This window comes from Ruegeria sp. YTSC199, assembly GCF_059609725.1.
In genome coordinates this window covers 78,402-103,612 of sequence record NZ_JBXWMF010000005.1, presented here as the reverse complement: position 1 = coordinate 103,612, position 25,211 = coordinate 78,402, and the positions used below count along the sequence as shown (strand labels likewise).

Sequence of the window (25,211 nt, the reverse complement as noted above, 5' to 3'; positions counted from 1 at the left end):
CAGCGCGAGTTTCAGTCCAGTGTCCGATTTGTTTTTTTACGGCACACTCAGGCATCAGCCGCTGCTTGAGCTTGTGCTTGGCCGCCCTTTGTCGCAATTGACGGTGTCGCAGGCCAGCCTGCCAGATCACGCTGTTTATGCCGTGGCTGGACAGGCTTTTCCGATGATTGTGCCGCAGAAAGGCAGCGAGGCCGAAGGTCTGCTGGTGCAGGGGTTTACCGAAGAGGACTTGAACAGGCTGGCCTACTACGAAGGCGGGTTTGACTATGATCTCAGCCCGCGAAACGTTCAGCTTGCCGACGGATCATGGGCCGGTACCAGCGTGTTCTTTCCCGAGCCCGGGCTCTGGACCCAGGATGGGCCGTGGTCACTGCAGGGCTGGGTCGATGAATGGTCCGAAGTGACCCTTCTGGCCGCACAGGAAGAGCTTGCTTATTACGGTAGGGTCGATGCGGCAACGATAGCCCGCAATTTCGCGCCTATTCGTACCCGCGCCTGGGCCAGACTGGCCGCGCGTAAGCGTCGGACAGGCGATCCGCGCGACACGGCCAAGGACGTTATCGTGCAAAGCCACAAGCGCGCCTATGTAAACTATTTCGGCATCGAAGAACTTGAGGTTCAGCACCGTCAGCATGACGGGACAATGGGGCCGGTTCTGCACCGAAGCGGACTGATGCAAGGGGCCGCCGTGGTCGTACTGCCCTATGACCCGGTCCGTGATGCTGTTCTGCTGGTCGAGCAATTCCGAGCGCCGGTTTTTCTGATCGACGATCCCGAGCCGTGGATGTGGGAACCGGTTGCCGGCATGATCGACCCTGGAGAGTCCCCGGAACAGGCTGCATACCGTGAAGCGCTGGAAGAGGCGCAGGTCACACTGGACGCGTTGGAATATGCAGGCGGGGCCTATTCCTCTAGCGGGTCGTCGACCGAGTACATCTACCTTTATGTCGGACTGGGTGATCTGACCCGGACCATTGACAATGGCGGGCTGGAATCCGAAGGCGAGGATATTCGCACGCAAATTCTTCCTTACGATACCTTTATGCAGAAGGTAGACAGCAACGAATTCAAGGATTTGCCTCTGCTGTCGCTGGCCAACTGGCTGGCCCGGCATCGCGACCGTTTGCGGGGGTGAGGATCGCCGCTTGTGGTTGTCGCACGGCATCTGTAAATCTTCGTTGATACGTAATGATATGAGGGCGCCATGCGCATTGCACGAGACCTTGCCGACGCGGTCGGGAAAACACCGTTGATCCGGCTGAAGCGCATCAGTGAAGAGACCGGGTGCGAAATACTCGGCAAGGCCGAGTTCATGAACCCGGGTCAGTCGGTCAAGGATCGCGCGGCGCTTTACATCATCCGTGACGCTGTCGCGCGTGGTGAGCTAAAACCTGGCGGAACCATCGTCGAAGGCACAGCGGGTAACACCGGCATCGGTCTGGCGCTGGTCGGCGCGTCGATGGGGTTCAAGACGGTGATCGTGATCCCAGAGACCCAGTCGGAAGAAAAGAAAGACATGCTGCGCCTGGCGGGTGCGCAACTGGTGCAGGTTCCGGCCGCTCCGTACCGCAACCCGAATAACTTTGTGCATTACTCGCGCCGTCTGGCCGAGGAACTGGCGCAGACCGAACCCAATGGCGCGATCTGGGCAAACCAGTTCGACAACGTCGCCAACCGTCAGGCCCATGTCGAAACCACCGGCCCGGAGATTTGGGAACAGACTAACGGCAAGGTAGATGGCTTTGTCAGCGCGGTCGGATCGGGCGGTACGCTGGCCGGTGTGGCCGATGCGCTGCAGCCCAAAGGCGTGAAGATCGCTTTGGTCGATCCGATGGGAGCGGGGCTCTATTCCTACTACACCACCGGTGAGATCGCGATGGAGGGTAGCTCGATCGCTGAAGGAATCGGGCAGGTGCGGATCACCAAGAACCTCGAAGGGTTCAAGCCCGACTTTGCCTATCAGATGACTGACAACGAGGCGTTGCCTTACATCTTTGATCTGCTGCGCGAAGAAGGTCTGGTCATGGGTGGCTCAACTGCAATCAACATGGCCGGTGCTGTGCGTCTGGCCAAGGATCTGGGGCCGGGTCATACCATCGTGACGATCCTGTGTGATTATGGCACGCGCTATCAGTCCAAACTGTTCAACCCCGAGTTTCTTCGTGAAAAGGAGCTGCCGGTGCCGGGCTGGATGACCGAGGCCCCACGCAGCATCCCCGGCGTATTCGAGGACGTATGATGCTGCGGCAGGTCCGCCTGTTTCTAGCGCTCTTTCTGGTTTGCTTTGCCATGCTGGGCGGCCCCGTGGCCGCCGAGCTGACCGATCAGCAAAGCGAGTACTACCAGAATTGGCTTGCAACGGCGGACCGTGCCGAGACCGAAATCGAAGCCGACAGAACGTCGAACGCGGCGCTTGAAAACCTGCGGTCCGAAATTCACAACTATCGTGAAGACTTTAACCAGGCACGCAGCGCCAATACGGATCGCATCCAGACGCTGGATGCCCAGATCAAGGCGCTTGGACCCGCGCCCGAAGGCGACGCGACCGAACCCGAAGAAATCGCCAAATTGCGGGCCCACCTTGAGGATCAACTGACCAGCCTCCAGGTTCCGCGGATCATCTCGGAAGAGGCCTTCAGCCGCGCCAACGGCCTGATCAGCGAGATCGACCGGTTGTTGCGCGACAGGCAGAAAAAAGAGCTGCTTGAACGCGGACCATCTCCGATCAACCCGGTGTATTGGGGGCCGGCCTGGACCGACATCGTCGAATCCGTACGCGGCCTGATTGGTGAATCGGTACAAAACCTTAAGGCCAATATCGTACAGGACCGTCTGCGGGATCGCGGTCTGGGCATCCTGTTCCTGACCCTCGCCGCGGCTGTCTTGCTGTATTACGGGCGCTACTGGTCCGAGGCCGCGGGTGAATACATGCGCAGCCTTGGCGGGCGCGGTATCGGCGTCTGGTCGTTTCTGGTTTCGCTGCTGCGCATCCTGCTGCCTTGGCTGGGCGTTTGGCTGCTGGTTCAGGCGATCATAATGACCGGTCTTCCGGGGCTGCGCGGCACATTGCTGATCCAGAACGTGCCATATTGGGCCGCCACGATCTTTTACTATGACTGGATCGGTCGTCAGCTGTATCTGGCGCAGGCGGCGCAGGGCTTCAATCGCCTGTCCCGCAAAAATGTCACCGAGCTGCGGGTGTATCTCGATATTCTGGCGATCTTTCTGATCGCCTATGAATTCGGGCTTTTGTTCGATCAGATCGAGAACATTTCGGACGCAACACGGGCAGTCATCAGCTTTCCGGTGGTTTTTGGAACTGCTATGATCCTGCTGCGTATCCGCCGTATCCGGGCCAGCAGGCCGGTGGTGGACGACGCCGAGGCAAGTGAAACGCCGCGCAGTGCCGGTCTTACTCAGATCATCGAATTTCTACGCCGCGCCCTATTTCTGCTGGGGATGGCCAGCCCGATTCTGGCGCTCGTCGGCTATACCAACGCTGCCGAGGCGATTGTCTTCCCGGCGGTGAAATCGCTGGTGCTTTTTGCAGCACTGGCGATCTTCCACCGTTTCCTGACCTCGGTTTATGGTTGGCTGAGCGGGCAGGGTGAGTCCGCGCGGGACTCGCTGTTTTCAGTGTTGGCCGGTTTTGCCATCGCCATCCTGACCCTGCCGGTTCTGGCGCTGTACTGGGGCGCGCGGCAAACCGACCTGCTCGAGGTCTGGTCTCGACTGCTGCTTGGGTTTGACATCGGCGGCGTCACGATTTCGCCCAGCAACTTCTTTACTTTCCTGGTGGTGTTCGCCGTCGGCTATGGCCTGACACGGTTGCTGCAAAGCGGCCTTCGCAACTCGCTGCTGCCGAAAACCAGCATCGATCCGGGCGGGCAGAACGCAATTGCAGCGGGCACCGGTTATGTCGGGATTTTCCTGGCGGCGTTGGTCGCCATCATGGTGGCCGGGTTCGACCTGTCGTCGTTGGCCATCGTTGCCGGTGCGCTGTCGGTTGGAATCGGTTTCGGATTGCAGACCATCGTTTCAAACTTCGTTTCGGGCATTATCTTGTTGGTCGAACGTCCGATCTCGAAAGGGGACTGGATCGATGTTAACGGGATGATGGGCTATGTGCGCGACATCTCGGTGCGCTCTACGCGGATTGAAACGTTTGACCGGACCGACGTGATCGTCCCGAACTCGGACCTGATTAGCGGTGTGGTCACGAACTACACCCGCGGCAACACCATTGGGCGGGTCATTGTGCCGGTGGGAGTGGCCTATGGCACCGACACCCGCGTGGTTGAGAAAATCCTGGGAGAGGTCGCGAATGCACACCCCATGGTACTGGCGCATCCGGCCCCCAGCGTGGTGTTCCAGGGCTTTGGCGCAGATTCACTGGACTTCGAGATTCGCGCCATTCTGCGCGACGTGAACTGGGTGCTGTCGGTGAAATCCGACATGAACCATGAGATCAATCGTCGCTTTGTCGAGGAAGGTATTGAGATCCCGTTCGCACAGCGCGATGTCTGGCTGCGCAACCCCGAGGCATTGCAGGAAAAGCCATCCGTCCCACAGCAGAAACATGAGTCGGACACCGCGAATCCCACGCCAAATCCGCATTCTTCAACACCGGTGGACATGACCGAGGCTGATTTGGGTGACGGGGACGGCGACGAGATTTAACCGCGTGTGTGGCGGATGTGCGGAAGGTTGAATTTTCGCTTTAATCGCCCCTTGCAAATCCCCCAGCGATGGTCCAAATATCGCGCCCACGGAGAGGTGGCCGAGTGGTCGAAGGCGCACGCCTGGAAAGTGTGTAGGCGGGAAACCGTCTCCAGGGTTCGAATCCCTGTCTCTCCGCCATCCCACCCATTTCATTGCGTTAACGTAGCCGACGTCAGACTGATCGTGTGATGCCGCCGTCGACGCGGATGTTTTGGCCAGTGATATACGCGCCTCCGTCCGAGGCAAGAAAAGCCACGGTGGCGGCGATCTCGTCATAGGCCTTGCCGTAGCGCTCCATCGGGATGCGGGCCTTCCATTCCGGGTTTTCAGGCAGACTATCGATGAAACCTGGCAACACGTTGTTCATGCGTACATTGTCGGGGGCATATTTGTCGGCAAACAATTTGGTATAGGCCGCAAGCCCAGCACGCATCACACCCGAGGTTGGGAAGACCGGGTCCGGCTCGAACGCGGCAAAGGTCGAGATGTTGATGATCGCGCCGGAATTCTGCTTGACTATGACAGGTGCGATAATCCGCGTGGCGCGTACTGCGTTGAGGAAATAGACCTCCATCCCCTCGTGCCAGTCTTCGTCGCTGATTTCCAGAACCGGCGCGCGGGGTCCGTGGCCAGCCGAGTTTACCAGCACATCGACGCGGCCCCATTTGTCCAGGACCGCATCCAACAGAAGTTGCATATCTGCGCTTGACCGGTTGGTGCCGGTTACGCCAATGCCACCAAGCTCAGCGGCCAGGGTTTCGCCTTTTCCCGAGGACGACAGGATCGCGACGTTGAACCCTTCGGCCGCCAGTCGGCGTGCGCTTTCCGCCCCCATGCCGCTGCCGCCGCCCATGATGATCTCGACTTTCTTCTCAGACATGTTTTGCCTCCGTTCGATTAATGCAAATGGTCTGAAACCAACATGGTGTGTGGCGCGACGTTTGACCAATCAGTAATTCTGCCTTAATCCTGTAGAAAATCTATTGAATAGGGTGCTCGGGTAATGCGCAAATTACCGCCCTTGAATGCGTTAAAGGCTTTTGAGGCCTCTGGGCGTCATCTGAACTTCAGCCGTGCCGCCGAGGAACTTGGCGTTACGCAGGGTGCTGTTGCTCAACATGTTCGGTCGTTATAGGAACTGTTGAATATCAAACTCTTCGACCGAAAACCCAGAGGCTTGTCCCTGACGGATGAAGGTCGGAAATACCTTGCTCCGATCCGCCGCGCCTTTGACGTGATGGCCGAGGAAACAGCCAATCTGTCGCCGCAGAGCGCCGTTGTTGCAATCAGTTCGACACCATCTTTTGCTACACGCTGGCTGGTACCAAGACTGGGGACGTTTTCGCAGGATCATCCGAACATCCGGCTCCGGCTGGATGCGTCAAACGCGCTGGCAAACTTTCAGACGGATGGGGTCGATATAGCAGTTCGTCAGGGAAAACCGCCGTTTGGGCCGGGGCTGATTTCTGAGCCCTTGTTTGCCGCTGGCCTGATTGCAGTGTGCCATCCCGATCTGGCTTCGGGAGGCAGTCCGATCCGGTCACCCGCAGATTTGCTTGGCCATGTCCTGCTGGAAGATACCCATGGTCAGTGGCCCCTGTTTCTGGAGGCCGCACTGGGTGAGGTGCCGCCAGCCGGTTTGAAAACGATGGCATTCAGCCAGACATCTTTGGCCATAGATGCCGCGATTGCCGGGCAGGGCGTGGCGCTGGCCAACCGTGAATTTGTCGAGGGTGATCTTCGGGCAAAGCGCCTGTGCCAGCCGGTCTCGTTTTCGACCGAGGTGCAGGAAGGGTACCACGTCGTTATCCCGCGTGCCCCCAGAAACCCACGGATCGTTGCCGCTGTGCGTGCATGGCTGCGTGCGCAGGTCTGACAGACCTTGGACCAATCAGGCATCACGATGTGCAAACACCCGATCAATGACGCAAGAAAGGCCCATTGCTGCCATATCCCCGGTGCAAAACTGTGGCGGAATAAAGTGCGGTCACCTTCATCGCGGGTTTTCGGGCCAGGTTATGTGTCGCGACGGTAACGAACCCCCGAAATCTCGCGCGGACCAATTAGCGAAAGCCAATTGTTGGGATATCAAGAGCCGCAACCAAAAGTGAAACAAAAAAACACGAGCAGCCAGTTCCGAAAAAATGCGATCTGATCGCGGAGGTTCGGACGAAAATCTCGGTCGGAGGTTCAATGTTATTGTCCGTTGTCGTCCCCTGCATGAACGAGGAGGCCTCGATCCCCATGCTGGTCAAACGGTTGATCGCTGCAACCGAAGCCTGGCAAGGCGACGCCGAGATCGTGCTGGTTGATGACGGATCGACCGATGACACGTGGAACGCGATCTGCGCGCAGTGCAAGGACCATTCTGCGATCCGTGGTCTGAAGCTGTCTATGAATCGCGGCCATCAGGTAGCCCTGACAGCTGGGCTGATGGCGGCCAAGGGCGAGCGGATCTTCATGCTCGACGCCGATTTGCAGGACCCGCCCGAGTTGTTGTCGGACATGATGGCGATGATGGATCGCGGCTATGACGTGGTTTATGGACGCCGCAGCGAGCGGAAGGGCGAAAGCTGGTTCAAGAAGGTGACAGCCCACGGGTTCTACCGCGTGCTGAACCGGCTGTCCGATGTGCCGATTCCCAACGATACCGGCGATTTTCGTCTGGTCACGCGACGGGCGTTGGACGCCGTGCTGCAAATGCCCGAACGCGCGCGGTTCATCCGTGGGATGTTCGCTTGGGCTGGGTTCCGGCAGATCGGTATCGAATATATCCGCGATCCGCGTGTGGCTGGCGAAACAAAATACCCTCTGTCCAAGATGATCCGGTTTGCCTTTGATGCGTTGGCCAGTTTCTCGATCAAGCCGCTTCAGATCGCGACGCGAATGGCCTTTCTGACCCTGATTGTTGCTGCCCTAATGGGAGTCTACGTGTTCGGGTCGCTTGTTCTTTACAATACGGTCGCCGGTTGGGCCTCGACCGTTTTGATCATCAGCTTTTTCTCGGGCATCCAGTTGCTGACTCTTGGCATCATGGGTGAATACCTGGGTCGTCTTTATGTCGAGGCCAAGGGCCGACCGCTGTTTTTTGTCGACGAGCAAGCCGGGGATGCGGTCGAGCCCGTCGTTGAGCATATAGCCAGACAAAAATGACCGAACGCCGCCGCATATTTCGTTTTGCGGTCGTCGGGACCGGGGTGGCTGCCTATTACATGGTGGTTTATCTGGGGTTGCTTCACCTGTTGGGTTCACCCTGGATCGCGAACCTGCTGGCCTTTGGGTCTGCCATCCTGATCCAGTATGTCGGCCAGACCGCCTGGACCTTTGGCAAGCCTTTGGCGATCCCGGCACAGTTCGGGCGCTTCCTTTGCATGATCGGGGTCGGGCTGGTCGTGTCTTCGGCAATTACCGGGATCATCGGGCCACGTATGGGGTTGCCCGAGACCGTCTCGGCCGCCTCGGTTGTCGTAGTCCTGCCGATCCTCAACTTTGTGATCCTTCGTCTTTGGGTCTATCGCGAGCGAAATTCAATCTAGAGATCAGTCATGTCACATATCTATTCCAACGAGTTCTTTGACTATATCGATCAAGGCGCGCGGCGTTCCGCCAACAGCCTGATCCACTGTCTTCAGGCGTGGATCAAACCGGAAAGCGTGATCGATTTCGGATGTGGTCGGGGGGTCTGGTTGTCGGAATGGTCGGCGGCTGGCTGCACCGATATCGCGGGCGTCGATGGCGACTATGTGGATCGCGAAAGGCTGGCCATCCCCACTGATGCTTTTTTCGGAAAGGACCTTGTTCAGCCGATTGATCTTGGGCGGCGTTTCGATCTGGCCCAGTCTCTGGAGGTCGGAGAGCACCTGCCGCATAAGGCCTCGGTCAGTCTGGTGCAAAGCCTGACGACTCATGCCGATCTGGTCCTGTTCTCGGCGGCGGTTCCGGGGCAGGGGGGCGAGTTCCACATTAATGAGCAACCGCTTTCATTCTGGCAGGACCTGTTCGCCGACCGTGGGTACACGGCCTATGACTGCCTGCGTCCGGTGCTGTTCGGCGATACCAGCATCGAGCCCTGGTATCGTTACAATTCGGTTCTCTACGCCAACGAATCCGGTGCAGCAAAGCTACCGTTCGAGGTGCTGAAGACCAAAGCCGACGGAGCGCTCAAGGAAGTGGGCTCAATTGGCTGGAACCTGCGGAAGATGGTCGTACGCCGTTTGCCGCGCACGACAGTTACGGCGATCGCACAGGCACGGGCGTCGATCATTGCGCGCTCATACGGGGGCAAGGAATGAACACCCGACCCCTGGAGCATGAGTTCGTACGTCTGTTCGTGCTGTGCTTTTCTTTACTGGTCCTGGTATATCTGCCGTTGATCGAGGACCCGTTCGTTCGGCATGATGACTTTCCTGCACTGCTTGGCACGCGCAAGGCAGCCTTGTTGAAGACGCTGGATGAGGGGCGCTGGTTGAACTACTGGTGGCAATTCAGACCGGTTTTTCTGCCATCCCCGGTCCATTTTATCCTCTACCTGATTGGATGGTCGCTATTTTCCGCCGCAACAGCGCTGAGCCTTTTGGATCGTGAAGTTGATGGCTGGTACAAGGGGTTTCTTGCCATTTTCGTGGCTCTTTCAATCCCCGCCTATCTGATGTCCTTCTGGTTCAATACGCTGTTGCCGGGTGTTTGGGTGGTCGCGCTATTTGCGGTGGCGGTTGTCTTTCTTCCGCATCGCAAGGTGCTTGCTCTTTTGGTTGTGGCAGTGCCGTTGTCCTTTATGGCCTATACGACCTACCCGTTTCTGCTGCTTACCCTGGTTCTGTTGTCCCGCAAGGCGCCCAAAACCTATAAAAGCATGGCAATCACGCTGGGAGTATTCGTTGTCAGCCTCGCCTTGGGTGTGTTGGCGGTGTATTCGCTGAATTACATCTATCACGGGGTGTTCGGCATTCCGGTTGCCCAATGGCGCGAACCGACCGAAGTGCATTCCTTTGCCGATCTGCTGGCGAACATCGAAAAGCAGAAGGTTTATCTGCACAAAGCCCTCGACCAGATGGGTGGGGGCGAGGCGAAACACGGTGCTGTCATTCCGCTTATGTTCCTGACGGCCTGGTTGGCCTTGTTCGTTTGGAACCGGTTTGTTGCCGTCGCTGTTCTTGCAGCTGTTCTGGCGGGGCTGGCACCGCTTGTGGGCAAGGCCCTGATGTCCGGTGTTCAGGTGCCGCTGCGAACGCTGGGCTGGGTGTGGATTTTGTTTGGATTCTCTATCGTCTCGGTTGCCGTTCATCTGTCGAAGTCCGGTGGCAGGTGGTTGAGCCTTGCCCGCATCGCGATCCTGTGCGTGTTGTTGTTCAACATTCTGGCGATTGCGAAGACCTCGTACTTTGCATTCCCGCTGTGGCAGTACACCACCAAGGAAATGGCCAACGCTGTGCCGGAAGGTACTGAAACCATTTATGTCTATGGCGACTATATGGCGGTTCACGGTGCGCGGAAGGCGGCCATTCAGCAAACCCGAGGGTTGCGGCTCAGGCTGGCCTATCTGACGGGGGCCACGGTTTTCATCTGCGACGACAAGCCAAAGGGTTGCATGGATGTAGAGCCGCCTTTTGACGCGAAAGGCCCGAAAGAGGCCCCGGTCGTCCAACCCGTGGGACAAGACGTGTTCATTCTGCTGCCCGTGCCCGACGCCGTTTCCTGAAACGATTCGATCAGCGTCTCGTTGGCCGGGCCGGGAAAAGGCTAATTGTAACGGATAAAAGAACGTTTTATGTAGGGGGCTGATTTCAAAACCATCGCCCCGACTGGCTTGCGTTTTTTGGTAAACAGGACCCGGCAAATATGATTGACCTGAGTGGCCTCACTCCCTTGCGGGAAAGCCGCAATTACAAGATTTTCCAGCATCCTGAAATTGAGGGAGCGTTGTTGAAGGTCCGCGTTGATGAGCCGGAACGCAAGCACCCGTTGCCGCGCTATTCGGAATGGCGCTACGGTAATCTCAGGCAGTGGAACCGCGAGGCGAACGAATACCTTGCTGCGCTGAACAGGGGGTGCCCGGAAATCGAACGTCTGGCGCGGTTCGCGGGCTATGCTCCGACCTCGCTGGGGCCGGCTATCGCGGTGGAAAAGCTGACCGGGCCGGACGGAGGGCTTGCTCCGACTCTGCAATCTGAACTGGTAAAGTTCAATAAAGACCGGGCAGGGCGTCAACGGTTGCACCAAGAGTTCATGGAGCTGTTGGACGATCTTGAACGGGGCCAGATCGTCGTTGGCGATATGGGGTTTGAAAACATCGTGCGCGCGCAAGAGCGTGGTGGAAAGCTGGTCGTTATCGACGGTCTGGGTGAAAGGGTGATGTTCCCACTGGCCCTGTTCAGCAATTGGGCTTTCCGCAAATCGATCCAACGCCGTCGGGAGCGCATGACCAAGGGGTTCAGGCTGGACGTCCCCTGACAAAGCGTTGGGCTCAGCCTGCGATGCGCAAAGGTATGGCGCTTTCGACCTCTTTGCGGATTTCTTCGATCAGTGCCATCGCCGCAGGGTTTCGCTTTTTCAGGTGCGTTCGCGCGATAAAGCCAATCCCGGGCGGGGTGGGGAACAGGCCGTCAATAATCTCCATATCCGGGGTGACGTGCAGGCCGTTCAGCAGAGCCACGCCCAGCCCCGAACGCACCGCCGACTGGATGCCGGCTGCGCTGGGGCATTCCAGAACGTTGTCGAACCGATGCGGTCCGTGACCCATGCCCCAGTGCCGATAAAAGCACTGGCTGTCGAAGGACAGGAACGGAACAGGGGCGGTTAGGTTGACACGAAACTCCGGCGATTTGACCCAATGCAGGTTATCTTCGAACAGGATCAAGTCGTCGGGCAATGCGTCCTGACGAAAGATCTGCATGACCGCAACGTCCAGTTCACCGGCCTTTAGCCAGGCCTGCACGTTTAGGCTTTGACTGGTTCGCGTGCGAACGTGCACGTCGGGGTACAGCCGTGTGAAACGGCCCAGGATGCGGGCGATACCGCTGGTGGTGGTGTCTTCGGTCATTCCCAGGCGGATGGTGCCGGACAAGGGTTTCCTGCCCAGGGCTGCCACGGCTTCGTCATGCAGTTCAGTGATCCGGCGGGCGTATTCGCACAGCCGCTGACCGGCGTCGGTGAACAGCGGGCCTCCGGCGCGACGGGCCAGAAGATCGCAGTCCAGCGCGTGTTCCAGTCGCCGGATCTTGTGGCTGACCGCCGATTGCGACAGTGCCAGATGTTTCGCCGCCCGCGTCACGCCACCATGGGCCGAGATGGCGAGCAGTGCGCGAAGGGCATCGATTTCCAGGCGTTCGTTCATTTTCTTAACCATGACGAAAGTTGATGAAAGAATGACAATCATTCATTTGAGTCACATACTAGCGCCGGTTTAGTCATGGGGAAAGATAAATCACCGGAGACCAACCGTGTCACATCTCGTCACCGACCACGCTTTGATCAAGAACACCCGAATCTCGCACGGAACCTATGGCGCAGGCGAACCCGTCGTGCTGATCCACGGTACGCCATCCTCATCCTATATCTGGCGAAACGTGCTGCCGGAACTGGTTGCGGCTGGCTACAAGGTTCATGTCTACGACCTGTTGGGCTTTGGCTTGTCCGAACGCCCCTGGGATCCGTCAGTTGATACTTCGGTCACCGCGCAAGTTCCGATCCTCGAGGGGCTGCTGGATGTGTGGGGGCTGGATGACCTGCACGTGATCTCGCACGATATCGGCGGCGCGGTGGCTCCTCGATTTGCCGTCCAGTCGCCTGACCGGGTACGGTCGCTGACCATGATTGATGTCGTCAGCTTTGACAGCTGGCCCTCGAAACGGACCAAAGAGCAGATGCAAGCGGGCCTGCAACACCTGATCGATGCACCGGATACCCAGCACCGGGCGCATTTTCGTGAATGGCTTTCCTCGGCCGTTGCAAACAAACAGCGCCTGGCCGATACGGCGCTAGAGACGTATCTGGACTTTATCTGCGGACCCATCGGGCAGGGCAGCCTGTTCCAGCATCAAGTTCGCCACTATGACCCCAAACACACCAACAGCATCGATTATGCGAAACTCGGCGCCTTGCCGGTTCAACTGATCTGGGGGGCGAATGATGCGTGGCAGGTGGTCGACTGGGCGTACAAGCTACATGACACCATTCCGGGCTCTGAACTGCATATTCTAGAAAACTGCGGACACTTTGCGATGGAAGACCAGCCTCAGAAGACATCGGCCCTGCTGGTCGACTTCCTCAAGCGAAATGGGTGAGACATGACCAAGATCGAAACCAATCGCCGTAGCCTGACGACCGTGTTTGAAGTTACCGGATCGGTTCTGGCGATGGCTTACGCCCTGCTAATCGCGTCGAACACAGGGGCGGAACTGCTGGGCTTTGCACTGTTGCTTTTGTCCGCTGGCCTGTTTGCCGCTTGGGCCGCGATCGACCGGCGCTGGACCTTTCTGTTGCTACAGGGGTTTTACGCGACCTCCGCCATTATCGGGCTGATCCGCTGGGCGTAAACTTCGCATAGGGCCGCCGTGCGTTTCCTGCTAGGACAGCCCTATGCGCATGGAAAAAAGAATCGAGATCGGCTTTCTGCTGTTTGACGGCTTTCCCATGGCCTGCCTCACCTCGGTGATCGAGCCGTTGCGGGCGGCCAACGAGATCGCCGGGCAAGAAGCATTCTGCTGGTCGCTGATCTCAGAACGCGGTAAAAAGGTTCAATCCAGCGCCGGCGTCGGCTTCGAGGCCGAGCGATCGCTGGCCGAATGCAAGGACATCGACATTCTGTTCCTACTCAGCAGCCCGACCTCGGTTTTCGACAACACGACGGCCGGGAATGGCATGTTGCGCAGCCTTGGCAGACACGGGACGGTTCTTGGTGGGATCAGCGCAGGTGTTTTCCCTTTGGTGCGATCCGGGGTCATGCAAGGTCATCCGGTATCAGTCCATTGGTGCTATGAGGCGGCGTTCGAGGCCGAGTTCCCCGACATGGATGCCCGCAGCGAAGTGATCGTCAGAACCGCCAGCCGGTGCACTGTGTCCGGCGCCGCAGCTGGTTTTGATCTGGCGCTGCATCTGATTCAGGACAGGCTGGGCGGAGATGTCGCTCATGAGGTTGCCTGTTGGTTTCAACATCCGATGATGCGCGGGGCAGGGGTCCGGCAGCAGGTGCCCAGCGCGAATGCGCCTGGTACGGGTGACAGTTTGCCACCGCTGGTGTCGCGCTGTGTTGCGCTGTTTGCAGCACATATCAACCAGCCGATTTCGATTGCAGATGTGGCGAAGCAGACGGGCGTCACACCCCGCCAGATCGAGCGCGCCTTCAAGCAAGCAACGGGGCAAAGCCCTAGTCACTACTACCGCGCCATGCGTATGAAAGCAGCGCGGCAGATGGTGGTCTACACCAGAGACCCGATCCCCGAGATCGCCGAGGCTGTTGGATACAGTTCGATCTCGCCGCTGGTAACCCATTACCGCGCGGCTTTCGGGCTGAGCCCCAGCGAGGACAGGCGCCGCATCAACCGGTTTCGAGTCGAGGACAACGCACCACTTCCCTCGGTCTGACAGTAACTTTACAGCGCCGAGCGCATTGAGGTCACGATGGCATGGTGCAGCGATCCGGCCGAGGATCGCGGGCCGTAAATGCTGACCATCTCGGGCGACCGAAACAGTATGAAGCAGCCCACATGATGGATCGAACACCGCGCGGTGCTGCCCTCATCAAACTTGCGCAGGTCGAGTTGGCACAACAGTTCCAGCATAGCTGGAATGCCGTCACCGCTCAGATCAAACCGTGTCCACGCGTCCGTCTGTTCCGTGACCGAAGCCGTATCCCCGACGGTCGCCTTTACCTGATCCGCAAGGTCTTCATGGCTGTCAAACGGGGCCTCTATCATCCATTGGTCCGATCCGGCCCAAAACGCTTTGACCGTCGTGCCGGCCCAGCGGCCAATATCCGGCGTCGGCGCGTCAACCAGCTTGGCAAGCGCCTGGGCGGCGTTGGGTTCCTGTCCCATGCGCGCGGCGACCGCTGCCAGCGCCACTTCGGGGACTTCGGTGCATGTGACACCCCTTACGGTGTCCACACGCGGCTCAGCTCCGCCCAGGGCGGTTATCGCAACAAGATCATGCACGCAGACGTTCTCCTTCAGGGTCAACGAAATGGGCCGAGACAATCTCGACTTCAACCGTCAGATTGGTCAGGGGAGAGACCAGACGCATATTCTCACCCAGCCGTTCCGAACCGTTTTTGACCAGACCCAGTCCGATATTGCTGTTCAGGATGGGCGAATAGACGGCCGATGTGACATAGCCCTGATCATGGGCCGCATCGACGGGGCCATCGGCATTCATCAGGTGTCCGCCCGCAGTGATCTTATCCTCTGGCTGCAATGGTTTGATCCCCACAAGCCGCAGGCCATCCGGTTCGACCAGGGCTTCACGTTCGGACAGGACCGAGCCGATGCTGTCCTTCTTCTTTGACACCATTTTACCCAAGCCAAGGTTCAGTGCCGTGGTGGTGCCGTTCAGCTCGTTCCCGGCGGCATGGCCCTTTTCGACACGCATCACGCCCAGCGCTTCGGTGCCATAGGGGATAACGTCGAACTCTTCGCCCTCGGCCATCAAACGTCGCATCAGCCCATCGCCATAACGCGAGGGCACCGCGATTTCATAGGCCAACTCGCCCGAGAACGAGATACGGAACAGCCGCGCCCGAAGGCCGCCGCACACGGTGATGTTGCTGCAAGCCATGAAGGGGAAGGCTTCGTTCGAAATGTCAAATTCCGGGTCCACGATCTTTTGCAACAGCTTGCGCGCGTTGGGTCCGGCTACCGCGTATTGCGCCCAGGCTTCGGTGGTCGAGATCAGCTGGACGTCCATGTCCGGGCACAGGCATTGGCGCACAAATTCCATGTGGCGATATACACTGACGGCGTTTGCGGTGGTCGTGGTGACGACGAAGTGATCCTCGGCCAGCCGCGCCGCGGTGCCGTCGTCCATAACCATGCCGTCTTCGCGCAGCATCAGGCCATAGCGGGCTTTGCCCACGGCCAGCTTGGCGAAACCGTTGGCGTAGATGCGGTTCAGGAACTCGGCGGCATCGGTGCCCTGCACGTCGATCTTGCCCAGCGTGGTGCAGTCGCACACCCCGACCGAGGCGCGGGTCTGGCGTACTTCACGGTCAACGGATTGCCGCCAATGCGTCTCACCGGGCAGCGGGAACCACTGCGCACGTAGCCAGTTGCCGGCCTCGACAAACACCGCACCGCGCTCCTTGGCCCAATAATGCGAGGGCGTCAGGCGGATCGGGTGAAATTCCTGCCCCTTCATGCGCCCGGCGAAGGTGGCAATCGGAACCGGAGTGTAGGGTGGACGGAAGATGGTGGTCCCAACCTCGGGGATCGACTTTCCAGCAACTTCAGCCATGATCGCCAGCCCCGTGATGTTCGAGGTCTTGCCCTGATCGGTCGCCATGCCCAGCGTGGTATAGCGTTTCAGGTGCTCGACCGAGCGGAAACCCTCTTGGTAGCTTAGCTTCACATCCTTGACAGTCACGTCGTTCTGCTGATCCACCCAGGCGCGCTTGCATCCCTGGACGTACCAGAAGGGTTTCAGCGCGACCGGAGCGTCCTCGGCCTCGGGCAGGTCGGGCAGGGTGCCTGTCAGGTCCAGCGCCTTGGCTGCCCCTCCGGCACCGGACTGCAAGGCGCCGTGGGTCGACATGATCCCGTTTGCCGCACCTGCAACGGACATTCCAACGGGCAGTTCGGCGCCGGCGACAAAGGCGGCCAAGGATTCGTTCCAAACCGGGCGCCCACGTTGATGGCAGGTCAAGTGAACATTCGGGTTCCATCCACCTGACACGCCAAGCGCGCCGCAATCCAGCATGCGGGTCGATCCATCCGGCATCGCAACCTCGACGAAGCTCAGCCCTAGGCGACCCTTGGAGTTGACGACTTGCGCGCCTTTCAGGACTTCATAATCATAGCTGCTGGGTGCATCCTCACGCACGTCCACCACGGCAGCAATTTTGACGCCCTTGGCGTGCAGATCGGATGCGGTCCGGTGGCCGTCATCATTGTTGGTGAAGATCGCCACACGCTGCGACGCCGTAACCGCGAACCGGTTGGCATAGGTCCGCAGGGCGCTGGCCATCATGACACCGGGGCGGTCGTTGTTTTCGAACGCAATCGGGCGCTCGGTAGCCCCGGCGCAGAGCAGTGCTTTTTGCGTATAGATGCGCCACAGTATCTGACGGGGTTTGCCTGCGGGCAAGGAAGGCAGGTGATCTCCGGTCCGTTCCACGGCGCCATAGATACCGTGGTCGAACGCGCCGATCACAGTAGTGCGCGGCATAAGGCGGACATTGGGCAGAGAGGACAGTTCCGCTACTGCCTGCGCGGCCCAATCCGGGGCGCTTTGGTCGCCCAGCGCAAAGGTTTCGCCGTTCAGGCGTCCGCCAAGAGAGAAATCTTCATCTGCCAAAACAACGTCCGCACCGGCGCGGCCGGCGGTCAAGGCCGCCATCAGACCGGCAGGTCCGCCACCGATGATCAGCAGATCGCAATGACGGAAGCCCTTGTCGTACTCGTCCGGATCGGCCTCCATCGATAATGACCCGAGACCGGCGGCGCGGCGGATAATCGGCTCGTAGAGCTTTTCCCAGAATGCAGCGGGCCACATGAAGGTCTTGTAGTAAAACCCTGCCGACAGAAAGTTCGAGAACAGGTCGTTCACCGCCAGCGCGTCGAATTTCAGGCTGGGCCAGCGGTTCTGCGACTGCGCTTCGAGCCCGTCGAACACCTCGATCGTCGTGGCGCGGGTGTTGGGCTCCTTGCGGGCGCCCGTGCGCAGTTCGACCATGCCGTTGGGTTCTTCAGAACCCGCGGTCAGTAATCCGCGCGGGCGGTGGTATTTGAAGGACCGTCCGATCAGCCGCACGTCATTGGCCAGCAGAGCCGAGGCCAGCGTATCGCCGGGATGCGCAGTGTAGCTGCGGTTGTCGAATCTGAAGGTATAAGAGGTGGTGCGGTCGATCTGGCCGCCATTCAGCCGATTTGTCTGCGTCATTTGGATCGCCCCCGAGCCCGGGCCACGTCGCGGGCCAGTTCCACCTTTGATATCTCATGCGTTAGCGTATTGCGCGTGACGACCAGCCAGGACCGATCTCCGGCTTCGTGATACCAAAGCTCCTGATGCTCTCCGGCGGGATTGTCGCGCAGATAGCCGTGTTCATAGAACGCCTCAGCCGCGTTTTCCGCCTGCCAGTCGGGGCGGTCAATCAAGGACGCGTCGCCCAAATAGGTGAATTCCGATGCATCGCGCGGGCCCAGAAGGGGATGGTCGATAATCATGGTTGGTTCCCCTCAGTGCAGGTTGGGCTGGTTGCCCGCACCGCGTTCGTCAATCATTCGACCGGTCTGGAACCGATCGAGGCGATAGGCCGTGGCAACCGGGTGCGGCTCATCCTTCGCCAGCAGATGTGCAAAGCAATGCCCCGAGGCTGGGGTCGCCTTGAACCCGCCGTAACACCAGCCGCCATTGAAATAGAGCCCTTCGACCGGTGTGCGGTCGATGATGGGCGAGCCGTCCATCGACATGTCCATCACACCGCCCCACATCCGCAACAGGCGCGCGCGGCCAATCATAGGCATCAGGGACATGCCGCCCTCACAGACATCCTCGACCACCGGAAGGTTGCCGCGTTGGGCGTAAGTATTGTAGCCGTCGATGTCTCCGCCAAAGACCAGCCCGCCCTTGTCGGACTGGCTGATATAGAAGTGACCCGCGCCATAAGTGATCACGCTGGGCAGTACTGGTTTCAGACCCTCAGAAACAAACGCCTGCAATACGTGGCTTTCGATGGGCAGCCGCATCCCGGCCATTCCCATCAAGCGTCCGGAGTTACCCGCAACTGCGCAACCGACCTTGTTTGCGCCGATGAAGCCCTTCGTGGTTTCGACCCCCAGACACTTGCCGTTTTCAATGCGCAGACCGGTGACCTCACAGTTCTGGATGATGTCGACGCCGTGCATATCTGCCGAACGCGCAAAACCCCAGGCCACGGCGTCGTGGCGGGCAGTTCCTGCGCGACGCTGTACCAGGCCACCTTTGATCGGAAACCGCGCGTCATCGAAGTTCAGATAGGGGTGTTCCTGTCTAACTTGATCGGCATCCAGCAACTCGGCATCTGCACCATTCAGGATCATCGCATTGCCGCGCCGTGTAAAAGCGTCGCGCTGGCCGTCGGTGTGGAACAGGTTGAGGATCCCGCGCTGGCTCATCATTGCGTTGTAGTTCAGGTCCTGTTCGAGCCCTTCCCACAGCTTCATCGAGAACTCGTAGAACGGCTCATTCCCGTCCAGCATGTAGTTCGAGCGGACAATCGTCGTATTCCGCCCCACATTCCCGCCGCCGATCCAGCCTTTTTCCACCACAGCCACATTGCGCTGACCGTAGACCTTGGACAAATAATGCGCCGTGGCCAGCCCATGACCGCCGCCGCCAATGACGACGATGTCGTATTGCGCCTTGGGTTCGGGCTCGCGCCAGACCGGTTTCCACCCTTTGTGGCCGGTAAGCGCCTCTTTGATGACTCGAAAGCCGGAATATCGCATGAATCGGACCTTTTTTTTCCAGGATTCATTATTCTAAAGCGTTTGAATATCCTCAAATGCGACATTGGCGTGTTTGAATCAGACTTGGCTGCGTGCCTTCTTCCGTTGAATTTCGGTAAACCACTGCGCAAAGGCATCAACCTCGGGGGAACGGCGCTGAACCGCCAGAAAGTAACCTTCGCTGGCCGGAGCGGATGCATCGGATGCAAGCACCACCTGACCGGATTGCAGGGCGTGCGCGGCGATCAGGGCGTTGACCAGTGCAACACCGTTGCCGGTCGTGGCCAGTTGCAAGGCAAGCCCATAGGAGTCGACATAGAACACAGGGGCACCAACTGGCAGGCCAGTCGCTTCGGCCCAAGACCCCCAATTGTCCGACGTGCCGACAGTTCCGATAAGCGGCAAGTCTTGCAGGCCGCCCGAAAGCTGCGGTGCCTTCACCGCGATCAGGTGATTGGGCCACAGTGCCGTTGCATCCCGACCCACCTGCTTTTCCGAGCCGAACCGAATCTCGACATCCGCGCGAGAGGCGGCGAATTCATCCGGCCAGATCGTACTGACAAACCGCACAGAGGTATCGGGATTCTGTTGCTGAAATCGCGGAAGGGCCGGGGATATCACCCATTCCAGTACACTGACCGAAGCCGCAACGGTAATATGCCGCGCCCGTTCCTCGGCCAGATAAGGCGAGGCGGCGGAGTGCAGCATCTCAAGCGCGGTTTCGACCTGTGGCAGCAGCTTTCGGCCTTCGTCGGTTAGGGACAGCCCGCGCGCGTGGCGGTGAAATAGTACCACGCCCAGCCGCGTTTCCAGCGATCTGATCTGCTGGCTGACGGCGGATTGCGTCAGCCCGATTTCCTCGGCGGCGGCGGTCGAACTGAGGCGCCGGGCCGCGGCTTCGAACGATCTGAACCATGTCAGAGGAGGCAGGGATTTCGACATTGGTAACCTACATATTAGAGTCACTAATACCTAAGACCGAAGTTCTTTCGTTTGTCAAAGCGGCCCCCGGGCGAGGATAGTTTGCCAACGACAGAAAAGGGGGCGCTCGTGGAGCCAAATATTCGGAAAATCGTAACCTATGACGAAGAGGTTCTGGTCGAAGGATTTCGCAATGCCGAGCGCCCGTGGCGCATGTTCGCAGTAGCCGCCGTGGTATCGAACCCCTGGGCGGGCCGCTATGTCGAAGATTTGCGGCCCGAGATTCTAAGCTTTGCCCCGATCCTGGGCGAAGAACTGACCCGCCGGATGATCGCTTTGGCGGGCAGCGGCGAGGCTATTGAGGCTTACGGCAAGGCTGCCGTCGTGGGGCTGGATGGTGAGGTCGAGCACGCCTCGGGCCTGATCCACACGCTGCATTTCGGCAATCACTTCCGGCAGGCCGTGGCGGCGAAATCCTATCTGTCCTTCACCAATACTAGGGGGCCGGCAAATGCACCGATCATGGTGCCGCTGATGGACAAGAACGACGCCGGTCGCCGGTCTCACTACTTGACGCTGCAATTCGCCATTCCAGACGCCCCGCGCGCAGATGAGGTGGTGATAGTGCTGGGCGGCGCGACCTCGGGGCGTCCTCACCATCGGATCGGGGATCGCTATCAGGATTTGAAGGATCTGGGTCATGATGTGGACAACCCGGCCTCGGTCTGAGTTCAGCGGTCTGGCCGCAACAGAAACGGGCACGGGGCCGCTGGTGGTTCTGCTGCACGGCGTCGGTTTGCGGGCCGAGGCATGGGGCGGACAGATCGAACCGCTGGTCTCTGCCGGGTACCGCGTGTTGTGCCCGGATATGCCCGGTCATGGCGAAACCCCGTTCGCGGCGGTCAGCGGGTTAGACAGCTATGCCGCGCCGGTTTCTGCTTTGATACAGGAACCTGCCGTAGTGATCGGGCATTCGATGGGAGCATTGATTGCGACGCACGTTGCAACCTCGGGCAATCCGAATGTCAAAGGCATTGTCGCCCTGAATGCTGTTTTTGAGCGGTCGGAATCAGCTCGGCAGGCCGTTCTGTCGCGGGCGCATTCCCTGGATGAGCAACAACCGAGTGATCCGTCGGCCAATTTGCAACGGTGGTTTGGCAAGGATGCGTCGGCGGAGCGCGACGCCTGCGCGCGCTGGCTGCAAGAGGTCGATCCGCGCGCCTACAAGGCCGCCTACACGGTGTTCGCCGAAAGCGATGGTCCGACCAAGGCGCAGCTGGCTGCAATTGCCTGCCCGGCCTTGTTTGTGACTGGCGCGGATGAGCCGAACTCAACCCCTCGGATGTCGCGCGACATGGCTGAGTTGGCAACACAGGGGCAGGCGGTAATCATCCCAAACGCGGCGCATATGATGCCGATGACCCACGCGGCTGAGGTCAACGATATCCTGTTGCGCTTTCTGCAGGAGTGCTTGCCATGACGACGCTTGATCCTCGCGCCTTGCGCGACGCCTTTGGCAACTTCATGACCGGTGTGACGGTGGTGACAACACGCGACCCGTCCGGCGCCCCGGTCGGGTTCACGGCCAACTCCTTTTCATCTGTGTCGCTCGATCCGCCGCTGTTGCTGGTCTGTCCGGGGAAGTTCCTGTCCAGCTATGAGGTCTTTACAGGCTGCCGATATTTCGCCGTCAACATTCTTGCCGAGGGTCAGCAGGAGGTCTCGAATACCTTTGCGGGATACAAGGGAGATCGGTTTGCCAAGGTGCCTCATAGGAATGGTGCCCATGATCTGCCGCTGATCGACGGGGCACTGGCGCAGTTCTGCTGTGAAACGCACCAAGCAGTCCCGGCGGGCGACCACACCGTCCTGATGGGCCGGGTGCTTGAGTTCTCGCACGTTGCGGGTGACGGCCTTGGTTACGTGTGTGGCTCGTATTTCAGTCTTGGGCTGGAACGCGAAATGGACTCGAAAGTGCCGACGCTTTGCGGAGCCATCATAACGTCAAAGGACAAAGTGCTGCTGGAACATCACGACGGTCGCTTTCGTCCGGTGCAGGTCGAAGGGGCCGAACCCGGAGGCCAGCGGAACAGGCTGGCGCAAGGGTTGGCCGAACGGGGCATTCACGCGCGGATCGATCAGGTCTATTCGGCGTTCAACGATGCCGAAACCAAGCTGCATTATACGTTCTTTCTGGCATCTGCCGTACAGGCCGCGCCCCCCGAAAACACCCGTTGGGTTGCGGTCCAGGACCTGCCCAACCTGACCTATGCCACCCCCGGCATTCACCACATGATGACCCGCTTCGCGCGTGAAGCCCAGACCGGCGATTTCGCCCTGTATCTTGGCGACGCCGATCGGGGTGACATTCACAGTTTTCGCTAAAGGAGCCGGATGATGGAGTTTTCCCTGTTTGCCCATATGGAGCGTCTGACGCCCGACCAGCCTCATGATGTTCTCTACGACGAATTCGTGGGTCTGGCGAAGATGGCCGATGAAGGCGGCATGCGCGCGGTCTGGACTGGTGAGCATCACGGGATGGAATTCACCATTGCACCCAACCCGTTCCTGCCTCTGGTCGATCTTGCGCACCATACCAAGAACGTTCGTTTGGGCACCGGCACCATAATCGCGCCATTCTGGCACCCGATCAAGCTGGCCGGTGAGGCTGCGGCGGCGGACCAGATCACCAAAGGTCGCATTGAGCTGGGCGTGGCGCGCGGGGCGTATTCGTTTGAATACGAGCGGCTGGCGCCGGGCATGGACGCATGGGAGGCCGGGCAAAAAATGCGCGAGTCCACGCCTCTGTTGCCGAAGATTTGGGAAGGGGACTGCGCGCATGAAGGCGAATTCTATTCGTTCCCGGCCACGACTTCGGCCCCGAAGCCGATGCAGGATGGCGGTCCGCCGATCTGGATCGCCGCACGTGACCCAAACAGCCACGAATTCGGCGTTCACAATGGCTTCAACATTCAGGTCACGCCGCTGTGGCAGGGGATGGAAGAAATCGAAACGCTGATGAGTCGTTTCAACGATGCCTGCGAAAGCTACGCCGGGCCGCGCCCCAAGATCATGCTTTTGCACCACACATATGTCGGCGAGGATGATGATGACGTGGCGCGGGGCGTTCAGGATTTGCGGCGCTACTATAACTATTTCGGCGCGTGGTTCCTGAATAAGCGACCCATTCAGCAAGGACTGATCGAACCGATCTCGCCCGAGGAAATGGACGCGAACCCAATGTACACCACAGAGAAACTGGGCCGAGACCTGACCGTCGGGACAGCGCAGCAGGTGATCGACCGGATAAAACGTTATGAGGATCTGGGCTATGATGAATTTTCGTTCTGGGTCGACAGCGGCATGACGAACGACCGCAAACGCGCCTCGCTGGCGCGGTTTATCGACGACGTCATGCCAGCCTTTCAGTGAGGATCACCATGGAAAACCTTCCGCATTTTCAATTGTTCATTGATGGGGAGTGGTCTGAGGGCTCCGACGCTCAGGTCATGACGTCGGAGAACCCGGCAACCGGGCAGGGGTGGGCGACGTTTGCCTGCGCCTCGGCCGGTGATGTTGATCGTGCTGTTGCAGCGGCCAAACGGGTTCTTGACGATCCGGTTTGGCGGGATATGACGCAGACTGCGCGGGGAAAGCTGCTCTATCGGTTGGCTGATCTGGTGGCTGAAAACGCTGCACGATTGGGAGAGCTGGAGACGACCGACAGCGGCAAGCTTCTGGCGGAAACCTCGGCGCAGACGGGCTATGTGGCGGACTACTACCGTTATTTCGCCGGGCTTGCGGACAAGGTTGAGGGCACGGTCCTGCCCATCGACAAGCCCGACATGCACGTCTTCACCACGCGCGAACCTATCGGCGTTGTGGCGGCCATCGTGCCGTGGAATGCGCAGATGTTTTTGACGGCAACCAAGCTGGGCCCGGCCCTCGCAGCGGGGTGTTCGGTGGTGCTGAAAGCCTCGGAAATCGCGCCTGCTCCGATGCTGGAATTCGCGCGCCTGATCGAACAGGCCGGGTTCCCTCCCGGGGTTGTCTCGGTCATCACCGGCGACGCCGAGAATTGCGCCATTCCGCTGACCCGTCATCCCGATATCGACCGGATCGCCTTTACCGGTGGGCCGGAGACCGCACGGCATGTGGTGCGCAACTCGGCTGAGAATTTTGCGGTCACTTCGCTGGAACTGGGTGGCAAGTCGCCGATCCTTGTGTTCGATGACGCCGATCTGGATGGCGCGGCGAACGGGCTGATCGCCGGAAACTTTGGTGCGTCCGGTCAAAGCTGCGTGGCGGGAACGCGTGGGCTGGTACATCGCACCATTCTTGAACCGTTGATTGAACGGATCGAACAGAAAGCCAGCGCCATTCGGCTGGGCGATCCGCTGCAACCCGATACGCATGTCGGTCCGCTCTGTACCGCCGCACAGGTGCGCAAGATCGAGGCCACATTGGCTGCCGCACAGGGGCAGGGTGCAGTGATCCGCTTTGGCGGTACTCCAGCCGATCGTCCGGGCAACTACATGGCGCCGACACTGGTTCAATGCACCTCACCCCAGGCCGAAACGTTGAAGGTTGAGATGTTTGGACCGGTCATGTCTTTGCTGCCATTCGACACCGAGGAAGAGGCCATCGCGTTGGCAAACAGTACGCCGTATGGGTTGGGTTCTGGCGTCTTCACGCAGAATCTGGCGCGGGCGCATCGTGTGTCGAAACGGATCAGGGCGGGGATTTGCTGGGTGAATACCTACCGTGCGATCTCTCCGATTGCGCCCTTCGGCGGGTTCAATCAGTCGGGCTATGGACGAGAGGCCGGCGTCGAGGCCATCCTCGATTACACCCGGACCAAAACTACCTGGATCAGCACCGCGCAAGAGCCGATGGCGAACCCGTTTGTAATGCGCTAAGCCTGTGTGAAAG

At 59.3% G+C, this 25,211-nt stretch carries 25 protein-coding genes and 1 tRNA gene; 19 read left to right on the top strand and 7 right to left on the bottom strand.

From position 1 onward, the window contains the following. Window positions 1-19 precede the first annotated feature (19 nt). The 4 genes from AC2FEE_RS06360 (at window position 20) to AC2FEE_RS06345 (ending at window position 4,860) form a co-directional block, all read left to right on the top strand. Window positions 20-1,135, top strand: a complete 1,116-nt coding sequence (locus AC2FEE_RS06360; protein ID WP_496863829.1) for an NUDIX domain-containing protein — start codon at window positions 20-22, stop codon at window positions 1,133-1,135. Between the two features lie 69 nt (window positions 1,136-1,204). Beyond that, window positions 1,205-2,239, top strand: a complete 1,035-nt coding sequence (locus AC2FEE_RS06355) for a cysteine synthase A (RefSeq protein WP_496863827.1) — start codon at window positions 1,205-1,207, stop codon at window positions 2,237-2,239. Next, complete coding sequence (locus AC2FEE_RS06350; RefSeq protein ID WP_496863825.1) at window positions 2,239-4,680, top strand: DUF3772 domain-containing protein; 2,442 nt, start codon at window positions 2,239-2,241, stop codon at window positions 4,678-4,680. The genes AC2FEE_RS06355 and AC2FEE_RS06350 overlap by 1 nt, the downstream gene beginning before the upstream one ends. Before the next feature lie 90 nt (window positions 4,681-4,770). Beyond that, a tRNA-Ser gene (locus tag AC2FEE_RS06345) sits at window positions 4,771-4,860 on the top strand. Between the two features lie 34 nt (window positions 4,861-4,894). On the opposite strand, the gene AC2FEE_RS06340 is transcribed toward AC2FEE_RS06345, so the two are convergent. After that, entirely contained in the window at window positions 4,895-5,602 is a 708-nt protein-coding gene (locus tag AC2FEE_RS06340; protein WP_496863824.1) for an SDR family oxidoreductase, read from the bottom strand. A 123-nt stretch (window positions 5,603-5,725) separates the two neighbouring features. Between AC2FEE_RS06340 and AC2FEE_RS06335 the strand changes: the two genes are divergently transcribed. From AC2FEE_RS06335 to AC2FEE_RS06305, 7 genes are all read left to right on the top strand, one after another. Continuing rightward, complete coding sequence (locus tag AC2FEE_RS06335) at window positions 5,726-5,857, top strand: LysR family transcriptional regulator (protein WP_496863823.1); 132 nt, start codon at window positions 5,726-5,728, stop codon at window positions 5,855-5,857. A gap of 6 nt (window positions 5,858-5,863) precedes the next feature. Beyond that, a complete protein-coding gene (locus AC2FEE_RS06330; RefSeq protein WP_496863821.1) occupies window positions 5,864-6,598 on the top strand; it encodes a LysR substrate-binding domain-containing protein in 735 nt (244 codons plus the stop codon). A 317-nt stretch (window positions 6,599-6,915) separates the two neighbouring features. Next, window positions 6,916-7,875, top strand: a complete 960-nt coding sequence (locus AC2FEE_RS06325) for a glycosyltransferase family 2 protein (protein ID WP_496863820.1) — start codon at window positions 6,916-6,918, stop codon at window positions 7,873-7,875. Continuing rightward, window positions 7,872-8,258 (top strand): GtrA family protein, encoded by a 387-nt coding sequence (locus AC2FEE_RS06320; protein ID WP_496863819.1) that lies wholly within the window; start codon window positions 7,872-7,874, stop codon window positions 8,256-8,258. The genes AC2FEE_RS06325 and AC2FEE_RS06320 overlap by 4 nt, the downstream gene beginning before the upstream one ends. Window positions 8,259-8,267: 9 nt before the next feature. Next, window positions 8,268-9,014, top strand: a complete 747-nt coding sequence (locus AC2FEE_RS06315) for a methyltransferase domain-containing protein (RefSeq protein ID WP_496863818.1) — start codon at window positions 8,268-8,270, stop codon at window positions 9,012-9,014. Continuing rightward, complete coding sequence (locus AC2FEE_RS06310; RefSeq protein WP_496863817.1) at window positions 9,011-10,420, top strand: hypothetical protein; 1,410 nt, start codon at window positions 9,011-9,013, stop codon at window positions 10,418-10,420. The genes AC2FEE_RS06315 and AC2FEE_RS06310 overlap by 4 nt, the downstream gene beginning before the upstream one ends. A gap of 140 nt (window positions 10,421-10,560) precedes the next feature. Continuing rightward, window positions 10,561-11,172, top strand: coding sequence for a YrbL family protein (locus tag AC2FEE_RS06305; RefSeq protein WP_496863816.1), 612 nt, complete (start codon window positions 10,561-10,563; stop codon window positions 11,170-11,172). Between the two features lie 13 nt (window positions 11,173-11,185). Here AC2FEE_RS06305 and AC2FEE_RS06300 read toward each other — a convergent pair whose 3' ends face one another. Next, window positions 11,186-12,055, bottom strand: a complete 870-nt coding sequence (locus tag AC2FEE_RS06300; RefSeq protein WP_496863815.1) for a LysR family transcriptional regulator — start codon at window positions 12,053-12,055, stop codon at window positions 11,186-11,188. A 106-nt stretch (window positions 12,056-12,161) separates the two neighbouring features. Here AC2FEE_RS06300 and AC2FEE_RS06295 point away from each other — a divergent pair, with 106 nt between their 5' ends. From AC2FEE_RS06295 to AC2FEE_RS06285, 3 genes are read left to right on the top strand one after another with little or no spacing between them, the layout of a single operon-like run. Further along, window positions 12,162-13,004 (top strand): alpha/beta fold hydrolase, encoded by an 843-nt coding sequence (locus AC2FEE_RS06295; RefSeq protein ID WP_496863814.1) that lies wholly within the window; start codon window positions 12,162-12,164, stop codon window positions 13,002-13,004. Between the two features lie 3 nt (window positions 13,005-13,007). Then, window positions 13,008-13,256 (top strand): hypothetical protein, encoded by a 249-nt coding sequence (locus AC2FEE_RS06290; RefSeq protein ID WP_496863812.1) that lies wholly within the window; start codon window positions 13,008-13,010, stop codon window positions 13,254-13,256. A 49-nt stretch (window positions 13,257-13,305) separates the two neighbouring features. After that, entirely contained in the window at window positions 13,306-14,304 is a 999-nt protein-coding gene (locus tag AC2FEE_RS06285; protein ID WP_496863811.1) for a GlxA family transcriptional regulator, read from the top strand. Window positions 14,305-14,312: 8 nt separating this feature from the next. Here AC2FEE_RS06285 and AC2FEE_RS06280 read toward each other — a convergent pair whose 3' ends face one another. From AC2FEE_RS06280 to AC2FEE_RS06260, 5 genes are all read right to left on the bottom strand, one after another. Beyond that, complete coding sequence (locus AC2FEE_RS06280) at window positions 14,313-14,873, bottom strand: sarcosine oxidase subunit gamma (RefSeq protein ID WP_496863810.1); 561 nt, start codon at window positions 14,871-14,873, stop codon at window positions 14,313-14,315. Next, window positions 14,866-17,811: a sarcosine oxidase subunit alpha family protein gene (locus AC2FEE_RS06275; RefSeq protein ID WP_496863809.1), complete on the bottom strand. Its 2,946-nt coding sequence runs from the start codon at window positions 17,809-17,811 to the stop codon at window positions 14,866-14,868. The genes AC2FEE_RS06280 and AC2FEE_RS06275 overlap by 8 nt, the downstream gene beginning before the upstream one ends. After that, entirely contained in the window at window positions 17,808-18,095 is a 288-nt protein-coding gene (locus tag AC2FEE_RS06270; protein ID WP_496863807.1) for a sarcosine oxidase subunit delta, read from the bottom strand. Before AC2FEE_RS06270 ends, AC2FEE_RS06275 begins: the two co-directional genes overlap by 4 nt. A 12-nt stretch (window positions 18,096-18,107) precedes the next feature. Further along, on the bottom strand, window positions 18,108-19,358 hold the full coding sequence (locus tag AC2FEE_RS06265; protein WP_496863805.1) for a sarcosine oxidase subunit beta family protein: 1,251 nt from the start codon (window positions 19,356-19,358) through the stop codon (window positions 18,108-18,110). Window positions 19,359-19,436: 78 nt separating this feature from the next. Continuing rightward, complete coding sequence (locus AC2FEE_RS06260) at window positions 19,437-20,300, bottom strand: LysR family transcriptional regulator (RefSeq protein ID WP_496863803.1); 864 nt, start codon at window positions 20,298-20,300, stop codon at window positions 19,437-19,439. A 108-nt stretch (window positions 20,301-20,408) separates the two neighbouring features. Here AC2FEE_RS06260 and AC2FEE_RS06255 point away from each other — a divergent pair, with 108 nt between their 5' ends. The 5 genes from AC2FEE_RS06255 to AC2FEE_RS06235 are packed head-to-tail and all read left to right on the top strand — an operon-like array spanning window position 20,409 to window position 25,198. Then, window positions 20,409-21,008 (top strand): amino acid synthesis family protein, encoded by a 600-nt coding sequence (locus AC2FEE_RS06255; protein ID WP_496863801.1) that lies wholly within the window; start codon window positions 20,409-20,411, stop codon window positions 21,006-21,008. After that, entirely contained in the window at window positions 20,980-21,759 is a 780-nt protein-coding gene (locus AC2FEE_RS06250) for an alpha/beta fold hydrolase (RefSeq protein WP_496863799.1), read from the top strand. The genes AC2FEE_RS06255 and AC2FEE_RS06250 overlap by 29 nt, the downstream gene beginning before the upstream one ends. Beyond that, window positions 21,756-22,664, top strand: coding sequence for a flavin reductase family protein (locus tag AC2FEE_RS06245; protein WP_496863797.1), 909 nt, complete (start codon window positions 21,756-21,758; stop codon window positions 22,662-22,664). The genes AC2FEE_RS06250 and AC2FEE_RS06245 overlap by 4 nt, the downstream gene beginning before the upstream one ends. Before the next feature lie 12 nt (window positions 22,665-22,676). Further along, a complete protein-coding gene (locus AC2FEE_RS06240; protein ID WP_496863795.1) occupies window positions 22,677-23,711 on the top strand; it encodes an LLM class flavin-dependent oxidoreductase in 1,035 nt (344 codons plus the stop codon). An 8-nt stretch (window positions 23,712-23,719) separates the two neighbouring features. Beyond that, window positions 23,720-25,198, top strand: coding sequence for an aldehyde dehydrogenase (locus tag AC2FEE_RS06235; RefSeq protein WP_496863794.1), 1,479 nt, complete (start codon window positions 23,720-23,722; stop codon window positions 25,196-25,198). Window positions 25,199-25,211 lie beyond the last annotated feature (13 nt).